This is a genomic window from Paenibacillus sp. FSL L8-0333, assembly GCF_037965665.1.
Classification (GTDB): Bacteria; Bacillota; Bacilli; order Paenibacillales; family Paenibacillaceae; genus Paenibacillus_AQ; species Paenibacillus_AQ odorifer.
Map to the genome: position 1 here is coordinate 933,617 of NZ_CP150186.1, position 16,752 is coordinate 950,368.

General features: G+C 51.9%; 9 protein-coding genes. 8 read left to right on the top strand and 1 reads right to left on the bottom strand.

Features of this window, described 5'->3' with window-relative positions:
- The first annotated feature begins 155 nt into the window (after window positions 1-155).
- The 8 genes from NYE72_RS04025 to NYE72_RS04060 all read left to right on the top strand — a co-directional run bounded on the left by NYE72_RS04025 (window position 156) and on the right by NYE72_RS04060 (window position 16,372).
- Window positions 156-1,658, top strand: a complete 1,503-nt coding sequence (locus tag NYE72_RS04025) for an ABC transporter substrate-binding protein (RefSeq protein WP_036684926.1) — start codon at window positions 156-158, stop codon at window positions 1,656-1,658.
- A 99-nt stretch (window positions 1,659-1,757) separates the two neighbouring features.
- Window positions 1,758-2,687, top strand: a complete 930-nt coding sequence (locus tag NYE72_RS04030) for an ABC transporter permease subunit (protein ID WP_036684959.1) — start codon at window positions 1,758-1,760, stop codon at window positions 2,685-2,687.
- 24 nt (window positions 2,688-2,711) lie between these two features.
- On the top strand, window positions 2,712-3,635 hold the full coding sequence (locus NYE72_RS04035) for a carbohydrate ABC transporter permease (RefSeq protein ID WP_036684927.1): 924 nt from the start codon (window positions 2,712-2,714) through the stop codon (window positions 3,633-3,635).
- Window positions 3,632-5,926, top strand: coding sequence for a glycoside hydrolase family 3 N-terminal domain-containing protein (locus NYE72_RS04040; protein WP_339211363.1), 2,295 nt, complete (start codon window positions 3,632-3,634; stop codon window positions 5,924-5,926). Before NYE72_RS04035 ends, NYE72_RS04040 begins: the two co-directional genes overlap by 4 nt.
- A gap of 4 nt (window positions 5,927-5,930) precedes the next feature.
- A complete protein-coding gene (locus NYE72_RS04045) occupies window positions 5,931-9,089 on the top strand; it encodes an alpha-mannosidase (RefSeq protein ID WP_339211365.1) in 3,159 nt (1,052 codons plus the stop codon).
- 36 nt (window positions 9,090-9,125) lie between these two features.
- Entirely contained in the window at window positions 9,126-10,445 is a 1,320-nt protein-coding gene (locus tag NYE72_RS04050) for a glycoside hydrolase family 125 protein (RefSeq protein ID WP_339211367.1), read from the top strand.
- A complete protein-coding gene (locus tag NYE72_RS04055; RefSeq protein WP_339211369.1) occupies window positions 10,442-13,603 on the top strand; it encodes a beta-galactosidase in 3,162 nt (1,053 codons plus the stop codon). Before NYE72_RS04050 ends, NYE72_RS04055 begins: the two co-directional genes overlap by 4 nt.
- A gap of 21 nt (window positions 13,604-13,624) precedes the next feature.
- Window positions 13,625-16,372 carry an alpha-mannosidase gene (locus NYE72_RS04060; RefSeq protein ID WP_339211371.1) on the top strand — a complete coding sequence of 916 codons (2,748 nt, stop codon included), beginning with the start codon at window positions 13,625-13,627 and terminating at the stop codon, window positions 16,370-16,372.
- Window positions 16,373-16,416: 44 nt separating this feature from the next.
- Here the strand turns inward: NYE72_RS04060 and NYE72_RS04065 are convergent, their stop codons facing one another.
- Window positions 16,417-16,704: a hypothetical protein gene (locus NYE72_RS04065; RefSeq protein WP_036684938.1), complete on the bottom strand. Its 288-nt coding sequence runs from the start codon at window positions 16,702-16,704 to the stop codon at window positions 16,417-16,419.
- Window positions 16,705-16,752 lie beyond the last annotated feature (48 nt).

Consider the following 16,752-nt stretch of genomic DNA (forward strand, 5'->3'; position numbering starts at 1 on the left):
TTTCTTTATTTTCTACATGATTTATTTAGTTTATCTTCTGTTTGAAAATGCTTTCATAAATTACAGTAAAGATAGTCCTTGAAGGAGAAAGCTGCTGGTTTAATTCCGGATTAGGCCAGCGATCTTGAGGTAAACAAAGGGGAGGTTATACAGGAATGGGCAACAACAAAAGAAAAAGGTTTTCCCTGTTACTGACATCACTTATGGCATTCTCGCTTGCGCTCAGCGCATGTGGCGGCGATTCAAACAACGCGGCAACTAACAGTTCAGGAGCGGGAGGCGACGGTGCATCATCCGAGAAACCAGTCGAACTGATCTGGTACACGATCGGCGGACCGCAGAAGGATCTGGACCGTGTCGTGGAAGAAGTCAATAAGTACACTAAAGAGAAGATAAATGTCACCCTGAAGATGAATATGATTGATTTTGGTGATTATACACAAAAAATGCAGGTCAAAGTAGCCGCTGGTGAACCCATGGACATTCTCTTTACGTGCTCTTGGGCGTTCGATTATGTGCAAAATGCCCGCAAAGGCGCTTTTATGGAATTGGACAGCCTGCTTAATGAATATGGAAAAGGCATCGTAGACACGATTGATCCGGCGTTCCTGGAAGGTTCCAAGGTAGATGGACATAATTATGCCGTTCCTGCCAACAAAGAGCTTCCGGCGCAAGAAGTTTGGCGCTTCAATAAAGAGCTGCTCGACAAATATAACCTCGACATTTCCGGGGTGAACACAATGGAAAGCATTGAACCACTGCTGAAGACGATCAAAGAGAATGAACCGGGCATCACGCCTTACGCTATGGTGAAGGATTTCATGCCAGTGCTGCCGTTCGACTACATCATTGAAAAGATGCCAATGGCTGTTTATATGGACACGAAGGATTACAAGATCGTGAACATTCTGGAATCCCCAGAACTCAAAAGCACTCTTGAAACCGTTCGCAAATATTACAAGGCAGGTTATATCTCGCCGGAAGTAGCAACTACAACTTCGGTGGATGATCTATATAAATCTTCGAACTGGTTCATGGATCGCGCGGCTACCCAGCCGATGGCGGACAATCTGTGGTCGGCAAGCTACGGCTATCCTGTAGTTTCCACGCCAGCTGGCAAACCTTACATCTACAACTGGTCCGTTATGGGTTCGATGCAAGCCATCTCGGCTAACTCCGCATATCCGGAGAAAGCGATGGAGTTCCTGAACCTGCTCAACACCGATCCGGTGCTGCGCAACATGATTGACTCCGGAATCGAAGGCGTGCACTACGAGAAGACTGGTGAGAATTCCATGAAGAACCTGGATGAATCCAAGAACTATGACATGCCAACCTTCTCGCTGGGCAATATCATGATCAACTATTTGAACGAGGGTGACCCTGAGAACAAATGGGAAGAGTTCAAAAAGTTTAATGAATCCGGTGTAAATGCACCGCTGCTTGGTTTTAACTTCGACACTTCTAAGGTGACCACTGAAATCGCTGCGGTTCAGAACGTAAAAGAAGAATACTGGTCACCACTGATGACTGGAACCGTTGATCCTGACGAGTATCTACCGAAAGCTATTGAGAAATTCAAGGCAGCTGGTTTGGACAAAATTATCGCTGAAGCGCAATCGCAAATTGATGCCTGGAAAGCGTCCAACAACAAGTAAAACATCAACGTAAGAGAAGATCGGGGCAGGGGCGTGGCCTCTGACCCGGTCTTTTTTTGAAATATAAGGACATACAGGAGGGATCTAAGTGTGAAGACAATCAGCGGATTTATAAAAAATATTATGAATAACAAGATTATGCTGCTCATGGTTTTACCAGGTGCGCTTTGGTTTCTCTTTTTCTCTTACCTGCCGATGATAGGAACGATTATTGCTTTCAAGGAATACCGCTTTAGCCGCGACGGCTTCTGGGCGAGTATTATCAACAGCAAATGGGTAGGGCTAGACAACTTCAAGTTTTTGTTCACCACCAATGATGCATATATCATTACCCGCAACACCTTGCTCTACAATGGAGCATTTATCCTGCTTGGCTTGATCTTGTCGGTTCTGATGGCGATTGTGCTGTCCGAGATTGTGAACAAGAAGCTGGCCAAAGTGTATCAGACCGGCATGTTCCTGCCCTACTTCCTGTCATGGGTCGTGGTCGGCTATTTTGCATTTAGTTTCCTGAGCTCCGAACGTGGGATGCTGAACCAGATCATGGGCTTTTTTGGCGCAGAGTCAATTCAGTGGTATTCGGAAAAAGCCTATTGGCCGTTCATCCTGATCTTAGTCTATCTGTGGAAAGCGGTTGGTTACAACAGCGTGGTCTATCTCGCAGCCATAATGGGGATCGACAAGTCGCTGTATGAAGCGGCGATGATCGACGGAGCTAGTAAGTTCCAACAGATTCGCAATATTACACTGCCGTTGCTGAGTCCAATTATTACGATCATGACCCTGCTGGCCATCGGTAAAATCTTCTACGCCGACTTCGGTCTCTTTTATCAGGTGCCTCGTAATTCCGGTACGCTCTACAGTGTCACGAATGTTATTGATACCTATGTCTATCAAGGCCTCAAAACAACAGGTGAGATTGGTATGAGCACTGCCGCAGGTCTGTATCAATCGGTTGTCGGCTTTACGCTAGTGATGACCTCTAACTATATTGTCCGCAAATACAACAAGGATAGCGCTTTGTTCTAGAACCTCATGAAAGGAGTGGGCCATATGTCTTCCATTACTAAGACTAAAAAAGAACGTGATTTTCACCATCTCTCAACGCCCTGGAATATCACTTTTAATCTGATAGCCGGCATCTTTGCGTTTCTGTGCGTGTTTCCGTTTCTGTTCGTCGTGATCATCTCCTTCACCGATGAGGTGGCACTGGCGCGGGATGGCTATAAGCTGATTCCGGCAAAATGGAGTCTCGGCGCATACCGTTATGTGTTTGAATCCGGAGATATGCTGCTGCGTTCCTATGGTGTGACGATTTTTGTTACGGTGATCGGGACGATCATCAGCCTTTTGTTTATCGCATTTTATGCGTATGCCATTTCCCGGAAAAGCTTCCGTTACCGCAATTTCTTCTCTTTCTTCGCGTTTTTTACCATGCTGTTCAACGGTGGACTTGTGCCGACTTATATTATCGTTACGCAGTTTCTAAGCCTGAAGGATACGATCTGGGCGCTGATTTTGCCGCTGGCGGTGAATGCTTTTTACATTATGATTCTGCGCACCTTCTACAGCACGAGTGTGCCTGATGCCATAATCGAATCCGGCAAAATCGACGGGGCGGGCGAGTTCCGTATCTTCCTGAAATTGGTGTTGCCTTTATCACTGCCCGGTCTGGCTACGATTGCCTTGTTCAGCACCCTCGGCTATTGGAATGATTGGTTCAATGCGCTGCTGTACATCGACAACCCGAATTTAGTCCCGCTGCAATCGATGCTGATGCGGATCGAGACCAGTATGCAGTTTATTTTGCAGAACTCCCAGAACAGTTCGCTCAGTCTGGAAGCTCTTCGCTCCATGCCGCAGGATACATCGCGGATGGCGATGGTGGTGCTGGCGACAGGGCCGATTATTTTTGCTTATCCGTTCTTCCAGCGTTATTTCATTCAAGGTCTTACCGTAGGGGCTGTTAAAGAATGAGTTATACAAACCCGAATTTACCTGCTGAGGAACGGGCGGAGCATCTGCTCGGACTGATGACTTTGGAAGAGAAGGCCGGCCAGCTGATTCAGCCTTTTGGCTGGCAGGCCTATGAACATAGAGACGGTAAGATGACCTTGACAGAAAGCTTCAAGGAGAAGGTTGCGGGGGGCGGCGTGGGCTCGCTTTACGGGATGTTACGCGCTGACCCGTGGACCGGTGTGACGCTGGCCACTGGTCTGTCTCCGCGTGAAGGTGCGGAAGCGGTGAATACGCTCCAGCGGTATGTGCTGGAGCATTCGCGGCTGGGCATTCCGGTATTGATCGGCGAGGAATGCTCGCATGGTCACATGGCGATCGGGGCCACCGTATTCCCGGTGCCCCTGTCGCTCGGCAGCTCCTGGAATGTGGAGCTGTATCGTGAGGTCTGCCGCGCCGTAGCGCTGGAGACACGCAGTCAGGGCGGCGCGGTTACGTACTCGCCCGTGCTGGATGTGGTGCGTGATCCCCGCTGGGGCCGCACCGAGGAGTGCTTCGGCGAGGACGCTTACCTGATCAGCGAGATGGCGGTTGCGGCCGTTGAAGGTCTGCAGGGGGAATCCTTGCAGAGCGGCGGCAGCGTGGGGGCTACGCTGAAGCATTTTGTGGGATACGGCAGCTCAGAAGGCGGCCGGAATGCCGGGCCTGTGCACATGGGCTGGCGTGAACTGCTGGAAGTGGATCTGCTGCCCTTCAAAAAAGCGGTCGAAGCGGGTGCAGTCTCCATTATGCCTGCTTATAACGAAATAGACGGCGTGCCTTGCACGACAAATACAGAACTACTAGAGGATATACTCCGCGAAGCATGGGGGTTTGAGGGTCTAATCATTACCGATTGCGGAGCTATAGAGATGCTGGCCTCTGGCCATGATGTAGCTGAAGATGGCATGGATGCAGCAGTGCAGTCAATGGAAGCCGGCATCGACATGGAGATGTCCGGGGAAATGTACGGCAAATACCTGGTGGCTGCCGTCCGTGATGGCAAGCTGGACCCGGCACTGCTGGATCGTGCGGTCCGCCGTGTGCTGACGCTCAAATTCAGGCTGGGCCTGTTCGAGCAGCCATATGCTGATCCTGATGCGGCTGAACGCGTCATCGGCAGCAAGGCGCATCAAGAGCTGGCCCGGCAAGTGGCGGGCGAGAGCATCATCCTGCTGAAAAATGAAGCAGGTGTGCTGCCATTATCCAAGACGGCCGGCACGATCGCCGTCATTGGCCCTAACGCCGATGCCGGGTACAACCAGCTCGGCGACTACACCTCGCCACAGCCTCCGGCTAAGGTAGCGACCGTGCTCAGCGGCATCCGCAGCAAGCTGGCTGCAGAGCCGGAGCGGGTGCTCTATGCACCGGGATGCCGGATCAAAGGCGATTCGCGCGAAGGTTTTGAAGCCGCGCTCGCTTGTGCAGAGCAGGCCGATACCGTTGTTATGGTCGTCGGCGGCTCCAGTGCACGCGATTTCGGGGAAGGCAGTATCGATCTCAAGACAGGCGCGTCCAAGGTGACGGAGAATACCTGGAATGATATGGACTGCGGCGAAGGCATTGACCGGGTGTCGTTGACCCTGTCGGGAGTGCAGCTGGAACTGATCCAGCAGGTTCATCAGCTCGGCAAACCTGTGATCGTCGTTTATATTAACGGCCGTCCGGTGAGCGAGCCTTGGATTGACGAGCATGCACATGCCATTCTGGAAGCCTGGTATCCAGGCCAAGAAGGCGGACGCGCTATTGCGGATATCCTGTTCGGCGATGTGAACCCTTCCGGGAAGTTGACTGTATCTGTGCCGAAGCATGTGGGCCAGCTCCCGGTCTATTACAACGGCAAACGTTCCCGTGGCAAAAGATATCTGGAGGCCGATTCCCAGCCTCAGTATCCGTTCGGCTTCGGGCTTAGCTACACCGAATTTACGTACTCCGGCTTGAAGGTAGAACCAGAAGTAATTACGGCTGGGGAGACGGCTACAGTTTCCATGGACGTTCAGAATACAGGAGACCGTGAGGGCGCAGAGGTGGTGCAACTGTACATTTCCGATGTCGCCAGTAAGGTCACGCGTCCCGCCAGGGAATTGAAGGCTTTTGACAAAATCAAGTTGGCTCCGGGTGAGAAACAAACCGTGTTGTTCACGGTAGGACCGGAGCAATTGCAATATATCGGACCGGATTTAAGACCTGTTGTAGAGCCAGGAGCCTTTAAAGTGCTGGTGGGTAAGCATGTGAATGATACACTGAGCACCGATTTGACGGTGAGGGGGTAAAGACATGGAACGCATTAAACGCTTCATCCGCGAGCTCTCCGAGCAGCAATGGTTAGAGGTGGAGGAATTGCGCGATTGGGAGATTATGTCCTCGGTGTATCAATTGCCGGGACAGTATGACAAGCTGCAGCCTTACAAGGACGGCAGCAATTATGATCTGTTCCCGAGTGTGCAAGGAACGACCTATTTCTTCCGCCGTACTTTGGAGATTCCGGCTAACTGGCTGCCGGGCCACATCGGACTGATTTTTGCTTCAGGTGGGGAAGGGCTGCTGCGGGTGAACGGTGAATCGCGGCAAGGACTCGACCGCAATCATACCTTTGTGACCCTGACAGGCGATCCTTCTGGCCGTCCGTTGGAACTGGAAATCGAACTCTTCGATCCGGTCCCCGAGCCGGTGGACCCATTAAATCAACAGGCGGTGATCCAGCCGCCGATTCGGCTGATCCACAGCCAGCTGGTGCTGGTGAACAGACCTGTGCAGAGTCTAATGTACACGGCAGTAGTGATTCGCGATTCGGCAATTCTGCTGCCTGAGCAGGACCAGCGCCGTAACCGGATGCTGGAAGCTTTGTATGTGGCGATGGATGAATTCGTCGGTCTTACCACGCAGGAGATCCGCGATGGTGGTGAGATTACGCGAATCGAGCAGAAGCTGCGGGGCAGAGTCGGGGAGATCGGCGGTCATGCCGAAGGAACAATCCACATGGTGGGCCAGTCCCATATCGATATTGCTTGGCTGTGGCCTGCGCGCGAGACCGTGCGCAAGACTAGCCGGACGTTCTCGACGGTGAATGCCCTGATGGACGAATATCCTGACTATCAATATGCGCAGAGCCAGCCGCTGCTGTTCGAATATTTGAAAGACAATGACCCGGTACTCTATGAGAAGGTCAAGACGCGCATCCGTGAAGGACGCTGGGAACTGGTCGGTGGAATGTGGATCGAACCGGATCTGAACATTCCGAGCGGAGAATCGCTGATGCGGCAAATGCTGTATGGCCAACGCTTTTATCTGAAAGAGTTCGGGCGCACCTCGCAGATTGAGTGGCTGCCGGATACCTTCGGCTACTGCGCCTCTCTGCCGCAGATTCTGCAGCATGGTGGAATCAAATATTTTATGACCACCAAGCTGGGCTGGAATGACACTAATGTCTTCCCTTACGATCTGTTCTATTGGGTCGGCATTGACGGCACACCAATGTTGTCTTATCTGAATCACGGGGTTAATGAGAATACGCTGCCCAAAGATGTGCATGAACACTATCAGTCCTTCCGCGAAAAAGATAAACATAACGAGCAGATGCTGCTCTATGGGCATGGTGACGGCGGCGGCGGGGTCACGCGCGAGATGCTGGAATATATCCAGCGTGCCGAGCTAATGGTCGGCCAGCCGGAAAGCAAATACAGTAATGCCGCGGATTTTTTCGCGGGCATTACGCACAGTCAGCCGCAGCTGCCGCAGTGGCGGGGCGATCTGTATCTGGAGCTGCACCGCGGCACCTACACTACGCACGGCCGCAACAAGCGGAACAACCGCAAGGCGGAAGTGTTGTACCGTGAAGCGGAGCTGTGGCAGACACTAGCTTCGCCGCAGCTGGACACAGAGCAACGCGCCGTAGTTGCCGGGCAGCTGCATCAGGGCTGGAAGCTGATTTTGTTGAACCAGTTCCATGATATTATTCCGGGCTCGGCGATTACCGAAGCTTACGAGACCTCGGAGAAGGAATACGCAGAGGTGTTTGAGCTTGGTCGTGTTGCGCTTCAGCCGGGGCTTGCGGCATTGGCGGGGAACATTAACACATCAGGCGAGGGCACACCTTACATTGTTTTTAATAGTTTGGGTTGGACGCGTGATGCCGTGGTCGAACTTGCTCTCAGCGAAGAAGGAGCCGCCTGCGGAAACTTTGCGGTGTATGGCGAGGATAACGTACTGCTGGAAGCAGATGTCCTGACGGAGGAGGCAGCAGTTTCTGGTGTCTCGGTTCTCGTTCCGGAGATTCCAGCCTTTGGCTACAAAACGATCTGGATTCGTGATCTGTCTCAGAACACATCCGATGAAAGTCATGCAGAATCTGCCGCTGCTGAACATAATCAAACAGCTGTAGGAGCTGTTCCCTTCGGCGACCGTTGGGAGACGGACTATTATCGTATTACCTTTAACGAGCGGGGAGAAATCACCAGTCTTTTTGATAAAAAAGGAAACCGGGAGATCGTAAAATCCGGTGAGCCGGCGAATCGCTTCCACTTTTTCCACGACCGTCCCACGCTTTGGGATGCCTGGGACATTGACAACCGTTATGAAGCCCAACCCGCCGGGGAGGCTGAACTTATAGAAAAGGCAGTGATCCGCACTGGTGCGTTGCAGGATATTTTGCGCTTCCGCTGGAAGCTGGGCAAATCGGAGATTACTCAGGATATGATTCTACATCACCATAATCCCCGGATTGATTTCCAGACGCATGTAAGCTGGAACGAAGCCCATAAGCTGCTTAAGGTAGGGTTTCCGATTGATGTTGTGGCGGATAAAGCGACTTACGAGATACCTTTTGGTGCGCTGGAACGTCCGACCCACCGCAACACCAGCTGGGAGCAGGCGCAATATGAGGTTTGCGGGCACCGTTTTGCCGATGTATCCGAACGCGGATATGGTGTCAGTCTGCTGAATGATTGCAAATACGGCTATGACATCCAAGGCAGCACCATTCGTTTGTCGCTCCTGCGCGCGCCGAAATGGCCGGATGCTACTGCGGATCTCGGCGAGCATGACTTCACCTATTCGCTATATCCGCACCGTGGGGATTGGCAGGAGGCTCATACTGTTCGCCGTGCAGCAGAGCTAAATCATGAGCTGTATACTTTTGCCGCTTCATCAACACAGGGGCAGCTGCCGCCAACGGGCTCATTTATCGGATTCTCCGGTGAGCATGTGGTGCTGGATACGATCAAGCCATCCGAGGATGGGCAGGGGACTGTTCTGCGTTTCTACGAATCCTCGGGAGGCCGCGAGCGGGTTCAGCTCAAATGGCAGCATCCGGTTCAGAGCGTCTACCTGTCCAATGCTCTGGAAGAGCAGCTGGAACTGATCGAACACACGGCTGGTGGTGAACTGGAACTTCACTTTGCCCCTTACGAGATCAAAACAATCTACATCAGAAGTTAAATAATCACATCACAGATGCAAAGGAGCATAACTCACTTGGAACAATTCCGATTACCCAAAATAGCAATGCCCCAGCTACCGCTGCCGCAGGCTGTACAAGAAGTGCTTGCCGAAGCAGAGGAGAAGCTGGCACATCGCCCGAAGCTGTTGCAACTGTTCAAGAATTGTTTTCCGAATACGCTGGAGACGACGACTAAACTGCTGGATGACGGAACCACCTTTGTGATTACCGGCGATATTCCGGCCTCCTGGCTGCGTGATTCAGTGGAGCAGGTAATTCAATACGTGCCTCTGGCCAAAAACGATCCCGATCTCCAGCGCATTATCGGAGGTCTTATCAAACGCCATATTCAGTATATTCATATCGATCCTTACGCCAATGCATTTAATGAGTTGGCCAATGACTGGCACTGGAACACTACGGATGTGACCGAGATGTCGCCATGGGTGTGGGAGCGTAAATTTGAGATTGATTCGTTATGTTTTGTCGTACGCCTCGCTTATACCTATTGGAAAGAGACGGGTCTGACTGATTTCTTCGACGCGGGGTTCAAGTCGGCCATGCGCCAGATCTTCGATTTGTTCAAAAGAGAGCAGCGGCATTTCGAGCAGTCTCCGTACCGGTTCAGCCGCAATAACGGCATTCCGGAAGATTCTCTGCGCAATAGCGGTCTCGGCATGCCGGTGAACTATACCGGAATGATCTGGTCGGGCTTCCGGTCCAGCGATGATGCCTGTGATTTCCACTACAACATTCCTGGCAATATGTTCGTTGTTGTCGCGCTGCGCCAGATGCAGGAATTCGCGGAGTGGGTCTTCCGCGACCTAGACTTCCTGGCTGAACTTAAAGAGTTGGAATTTGAAGTGGATCATGGCATCAAACTCTACGGCATTTATCGCCATCCGGAGTTTGGTCCGATTTATGCTTATGAGACCGATGGCTTCGGCAATTACTGCCTGATGGATGATGCGGGAACGCCCGGACTGATCTCCATTCCGTATCTGGGTTACGCTTCGGCGGATGATCCCATCTACCAGAACACCAGACGTTTCGCGTTGAGCAAAGAAAATCCGTTCTATTACGAAGGCACAGCTGCCAAAGGGATCGGCAGCCCGCACACTCCGGAGAACTATATCTGGCACATGGCGTTGTCCATGCAGGGCATTACGGCTCAGACTGCCGAAGAGAAGCTGGAACTGATTGCGATGCTGGAAAGTACGGATGCCGGAACCGGATATATGCATGAAGGTTTCCATGTAGATGATCCTAGTGTATTTACCCGCAGCTGGTTTGCATGGTCTAACAGCTTATTTTCGCAGCTTGTCTATCGGGCGATGAAGGAAGGTATTCTGTGAGCGGGGGCCGTATCATCCTGTTCGCGGACCCGTCTTTTCCCGGGTATACCGCAGCGGGCGGACTGACCACAGAACAGGCACAGTCCATAGGATTACATCATACTGACTCTCCTGTTCATGCAGAACAGCTGGCCGAAACGCTGGACAGCGCCAAGGCCGGGGACTGCTTCGTTAGCTTCCATGCTCCATACTTCCCGAAGGAGGCTTGGCCTTCCATCATCGCTTATTTGAGCAGAGGCGGCAGCTTGATCAGCATTGGGGGTGCCCCGTTTAAGCATCCAGTCCGCCTAGTCGCTGAAGAGTGGCGGATCGAAGCTGAGCAGACTGCCTATCACCGCCAGCTGCATATCCATGAAGCGCTGCGTGTGAGCAGCACAGATCGCATACAGCAGCATGTTGCGCTTAGAGACATTCCGCTCTTCGTAGGTGATGAGCAGCTGCTGGCTCTGGCGGATACCTGGAACCTGGTGCCGCATGTCACTAAAAGCAGTGACCTGCCGGAGCAGATGGGTTCCAGTGGACCTATGGACACGCGGATTTATCCGCTGCTTAAGGGCATTACCGCCGCCGGGCGGGAAGTTTCAGCTCCAGCTGTGCTGTGGGAGCATATCGGCGGGCCTTTTGCCGGTGGCCGCTGGATCTTCATCGGCCAACCGCTTACGCCTGACTTCTGGAATCAAGGCGGCACGGAAGCATTAACCCGCTGGGCAACTTTTGCCGCTCGGGGTGTAACAGAGCTGTGGCTGAAGCCTAACTATGCTTCTTATGAAGAAGGCGAGCGGCCGCTGCTGTTTATGCAGGGCCAGCGGCTAAGCCGCAGCCAATCGTCACCGACATCAGCGCAGTGGACCCTGAACATCACTCTGAGCAAAGACGGGGAGTCTATCCCATGTTTCACTCACGAGTGCAAGCTTGAGGTCAGTCGCGAGCTTAACTTCCTACGTGTACCGCTTGCTGTAGAAATTCAACCTGGCCTGTATCATCTTTCTTGCCATGCTGTATCTGAAGAAGGCGAAGTGCGGATGTTGCGTCAAGGCTTCTGGGGATATGACGTGGGCCTGTTATCGCAGGGGGAAGCGATTAAGGCTGGAAGAGATTATTTTATCAAAGACGGTCAGCCTTTACCTGTTGTCGGCATGACTTATATGACCTCTGACGTAGCGCGGAAGTTTCTATTCCTGCCAAATGCTGATGTCTGGGATCGGGATATGGCACAGATGCGGAAGGCAGGCATCAACTGGATTCGTACCGGCATCTGGACAGCCTACCGCAATATTATGCAGGTAGACGGCCATGCCTCGGAAGAAGTGCTGCGGGCGATTGATGCTTTTCTACTGACTGCGAAGCGGCATGGGCTGCAAGTTACCTTTACGTTCTTTTCCTTTACGCCGGAGACTTGGGAAGGGACGAATCCTTATCTCGATCCGCGCAGTGTAGAAGCGCAAAAACGGTTCATCCGCTCCATCGTCGCCCGGCATCGCACGACAACCCATGTCGATTGGGATCTGATCAATGAACCGTCAATGTTTGATCCGCCGCGGATTTTCTCGGACGGACCGAGCTCGGCGCGAGATAAATATGAACGCGCTGCTTTCTCTGCTTGGCTGGAGGAACGCCATGGTGATATAACTTCGCTGCAAGAGCGCTGGAATATGACACCGCTGGAATTGCCGGATTTTGCGGCTGCACAACCTCCTGAGCAAGAAGAGATTAACTTCAGTGTGCAGGATATTCATTCCGGGAAGCGCGGCACGCGTTGGCTCGACTACTGCCTGTTCTCCATGGACATGCACAACGTATGGGCAAGGGAGCTTAGCGGCACTATCAAGGAACTCTGCCCAGATCATTTAGTGACTGTAGGGCAGGATGAGGCTTTGGGTGCCCAGCGGCCATCGCCGTTCTTTTATGAGCGCGATGTCGATTACACCACTGTTCACAGCTGGTGGTTGAATGACAATCTGCTTTGGGATGGGATTTTTGCCAAAACCCATCACAAACCGAACCTCATCCAGGAGACCGGCATCATGTATGTGGAGACGCCAGACGGACGGGCTAAACGCAGTGAGGAAGAATTGCGGGCCATGCTGGAGCGCAAATATGCCTATGCGTTTGCTTCTGGAGGTGCCGGGGCTGTGCAATGGATCTGGAACACGAACTTTTATATGGATAATGCCAATGAATCGCAGATCGGTGCGCTGCGGGCCGATGGGACTGAGAAGCCGGAAGCGGATGTGTCTTATGATTTTGGGCGGTTCATCGGCGAAGCCGGGGGGTTATTTGACGGGCGGAAGCTGGAAGAGATTTCCGTGGTTTTCCCTTACTCTAATGACTTCTCGAACCGGAAGCTTGCCTATGATGCGACTACCCGCCTGACACGGATCTTATCTTATCAGCTTCATTTGCCTTTCCGCGCCGTATCGGAATACGATCTGGCTCCGCTGGAGGCAGAGCCGGCTAAGTTGATTCTCCTGCCGAGTATGCACAATCTGGATAATGACGCCCTTCAGCACTTGCTGGACATAGTGGAGCGTACAGGTGCCGTTCTGCTCATTACTGGAGCATTGGGTGTAGATGCATACTGGCAGCCTTCGGATCGTATGGACGCAATAGTAGGAGTCCGTAAACTTGGCAACATGCGCCGTGAGGAGCAGCTTCTATTGAACGGACGCAAGTTTGCCGTATCCTACGGACAGAAGCGAATCGCGGAGCTAGTCAAAGAAACGCCAGCAAATGCAGATGTTGATTCGTCTAGCTCAGGAGGTGTAGGTGATCACCTCATCGAACGCCAGATTGGCACAGGTCGCCTGATCTGGTGCCCGCTACCTTTAGAACTGAATGACCGCGACGAGCCAATCGCCGCGCTCTACCAATATGCTGCACAAGCCGCAGGTATCGAAACCGAGCTGGAATGGATCAGCGGTGGAGACCTGCCAGGTGTGTACGGGCGAAAGCTTGCTTTTGCAGAAGGTTCATTGTATATCTTCGTATCTGAATGCGCCTGGGATGCCGAACTTGAAGTAAAAGATCCTGCAACTGGAGCTCATTACTCATTTTTACTGGAGAAGGAACGTTCGGTGTTGTTTACAGCTGATTCAGCGGGCAAGCTGGTAGCTGTCTATAGACCTGAAGAGGTTAACATTACGCTTAATAAATGCTGAAGAACTGAGGTGTACACACAGATGACCCACACAACAACCAAAACAGCCCATATCGTGTCCCATACTCACTGGGACCGTGAATGGTATTTGCCCTATGAGAAACACCACGTCCGTCTGGTTCAGCTGGTGGATGCACTGCTTGCCAAGCTGGACGGAGATTCCGCCTTCCGCAGTTTTTACCTCGACGGGCAAACCATTATTCTGGAGGATTATCTTCAGGTTCGGCCAGAGAACAAAGAGAAGCTGGAGCAGTATATCCGGGATGGGCGAATCTTGATCGGACCTTGGTACATTTTGCAGGATGCGTTCCTGACGAGCGGTGAGGCAAATGTGCGGAATATGCAGATCGGCCATCAGGATGCCGAGAAATACGGCGAGCCTTCCAAAATCGGTTATTTTCCCGATACCTTTGGCTTGGTCGGACAGACTCCGCAGCTGATGTTGCAGTCAGGGATTACGAATGCTTTTTTTGGACGCGGGGTGAAGCCTACGGGATTTAACAACACTGTATCGGATGCGGGTTATGAGTCCTCTTTCTCCGAGCTGATCTGGGAAGGACCGGATGGATCCAAAATTCTCGGTATCCTATTTGCCAACTGGTATTCTAACGGCAATGAAGTTCCTGTAGAGGAAGGTGCGGCCCGGGAATTCTGGGACCGTAAGCTTGCGGATGCAGAGAAGTATGCTTCAACGGGGGAGCTATTGTTCATGAACGGGTGCGACCACCAGCCTCTGCAATTGGATTTGCCGGAAGCTATCCGCACCGCCGAAAAGCTATACCCTGAAGTGAAGTTCGTGCATTCGAATTTCCCGGACTATCTGCAAGACTTGGATCAGCAATTATCTTCGGGTCAGCGGGAGCTCTCCACCGTTACCGGGGAACTGCGCAGCCAGCGCACAGACGGATGGGGCACCTTGGTGAACACAGCCTCAGCCCGGGTTTATTTGAAGCAGATGAACCAGCTGGGCCAGACTCTTTTGGAAAAAGTAGCCGAGCCGCTGGCCTCCATCGCCCGCCTGTCCGGACAGGACTACCCACATCATCTATTCACCTATGCCTGGAAGACGCTGATGCAGAACCATCCGCATGACAGTATCTGTGGTTGTAGTGTGGATGAAGTGCATCGTGAGATGGTAATGCGTTTTGATAAAAGCCGGCATGTTGCTGAGAGCATCATAGATGACAGCGTTAAGTTTATCGCAGATCAAGTGGATACTTCGGGCTTTTCCGCCTACGGGGAAGATGCAGTTCCTTTTATAGTGATGAATACCACGGGGTGGAAGCGTACGGGAACGGTGACTATAGAGCTGGATGCTGAACGGTTATATCTGCGCGAGGGTTATCCGTTGGATGAGACCGCCCGCAGAATGCTGGCTGTTGATTTGTCCGGCCGGATTCTCGTCGATCACACAGGGGAGGAATTAGCGTCTACAGTGGAAGACCTGGGTTTAAACTTTGGTTATGATCTGCCTGATGACCAATTCCGCCAGCCGTATATGTGCCGCAAGGTGAGACTTACTTTTGAAGCCCGCAATGTGCCTGCACTTGGGCTTTGTACTTACGCTTGGGTACAATCAGCTGCGGAATCCGCTCAGGGAAGCTCTTTAATAGAAGGAGAGCACAGCTTGGAGAATGCATCTCTCAAGGTAGTTGTTGCTGAGGATGGTTCATTTACATTATTGGATAAGCGCAGCGGTACCACTTATCGTGAGTTGGGGATTTACGAGAATACCGGAGACGTAGGCAATGAATACATGTACAAGCAGCCAGAAGGTGAACAAGCGCTGACGACCAAAGGCCAGCCTGCAGTCATTAAGGTGATTGAAGACTCTCCCTTCCGTGCGGCCATTGAGATCCAAATAGATTGGGAGATTCCGGCTTCGGCGGATGACACCTTGGAGGCGGAACAGCGTGCACTTGTGTATTATCCTGAGCGTAAAGCGCAGCGGAGCGTAAATACGGTGGTTTTGAAGCTTCGTACCGTCGTATCGCTGGAGCGGGAAGGCAAAGGCGTGCATATTGAATCCACAATTAATAACAAAGCCAAGGATCACCGGGTGCGAATGCTGTTCCCGACCGATTTGTCTACCGATGTGCATCGTGTGGATTCTATGTTCGAAGTGGCTATGCGGGACAATAATCCGGCACCGGAATGGGTAAATCCGAGCAATACTCAACATCAGCAATCCTTTGTAGATGTCAGCAATGGCGATGTAGGACTTACGGTAGCCAACCAGGGATTGAACGAATATGAGGTTCTGCGGGATGGACGCAATACTATTGCCGTCACCCTGCTACGCAGCGTAGGGGAATTGGGGGATTGGGGCTGGTTCCCAACTCCGGAAGCTCAGTGCCTGGGTGAATATACAGCACAACTGGAGCTGATTCCTCATTCTGGTGAGGGAAGTGAACAGCGGGCATTTACAGAGGCCTATCAATTCCAGATCCCTTGGACGGTATGTCAGACCGGTCTGCATAGCGGGAAGTTGAACTCTGGATATACCCCATTGGTTTGGGAAGGAGACAACATGGCCTTCTCATCCATGAAAATGAACGGAACTTCAGGCGACTTGTTTTTGCGTTGGTACAATATGTCCGCTCAGCAGACACAACTGCAACTGAAAGTGAACAGTCCTCAAGAGTATTTATTTAAAAGCAATATCTTAGAGCAGCTTAACCCTGCTTTACAAGGAGCAACGTCTTCGGTTCACCACTTAGAGATAGGTCCATCTGAGATTGTAACTGTAGGTGCGAAATTAAGCTTCTAGGTAAAAAGATGCCCCGGCGCTTCCCTGCCGGGGCATCTTTTGATTTACTTTCTTCTATAAGACTTGTGCCAATCTTGAATGGCCTCTTGGCGGGAGGGAAATCTCATCTGGATCCAGTTGTTTGTCTCCCATTCATGAATCGCCTGCTGTTTAGTTTGGTAAAAGCTGTAGTCGCAAATGTTCCAGCTGTTATACAGTTTCTGATACCATTTCCCTTTAGGGATGTCGCCAGGGGAGCGGCGGACGGCTTTATTGGCTTGCTTTTTAGCCCATGAGGAACCGTGTTTCTGTTGGTCGCTGCACACGGGTTGCTTTTTCACACTTCTGCTCATTGATTCTCCAACCTCCTTTTAGAGGGAAGCTAGAGATCATGCAAGGTC

Coding starts and splice junctions, on each gene's coding strand:
- NYE72_RS04060 (WP_339211371.1), top strand. CDS start 13,625: ATGACCCACACAACAACCAAAACAGCCCATATCGTGTCCCATACTCAC.
- NYE72_RS04045 (WP_339211365.1), top strand. CDS start 5,931: ATGGAACGCATTAAACGCTTCATCCGCGAGCTCTCCGAGCAGCAATGG.
- NYE72_RS04035 (WP_036684927.1), top strand. CDS start 2,712: ATGTCTTCCATTACTAAGACTAAAAAAGAACGTGATTTTCACCATCTC.
- NYE72_RS04065 (WP_036684938.1), bottom strand. CDS start 16,704: ATGAGCAGAAGTGTGAAAAAGCAACCCGTGTGCAGCGACCAACAGAAA.
- NYE72_RS04025 (WP_036684926.1), top strand. CDS start 156: ATGGGCAACAACAAAAGAAAAAGGTTTTCCCTGTTACTGACATCACTT.
- NYE72_RS04040 (WP_339211363.1), top strand. CDS start 3,632: ATGAGTTATACAAACCCGAATTTACCTGCTGAGGAACGGGCGGAGCAT.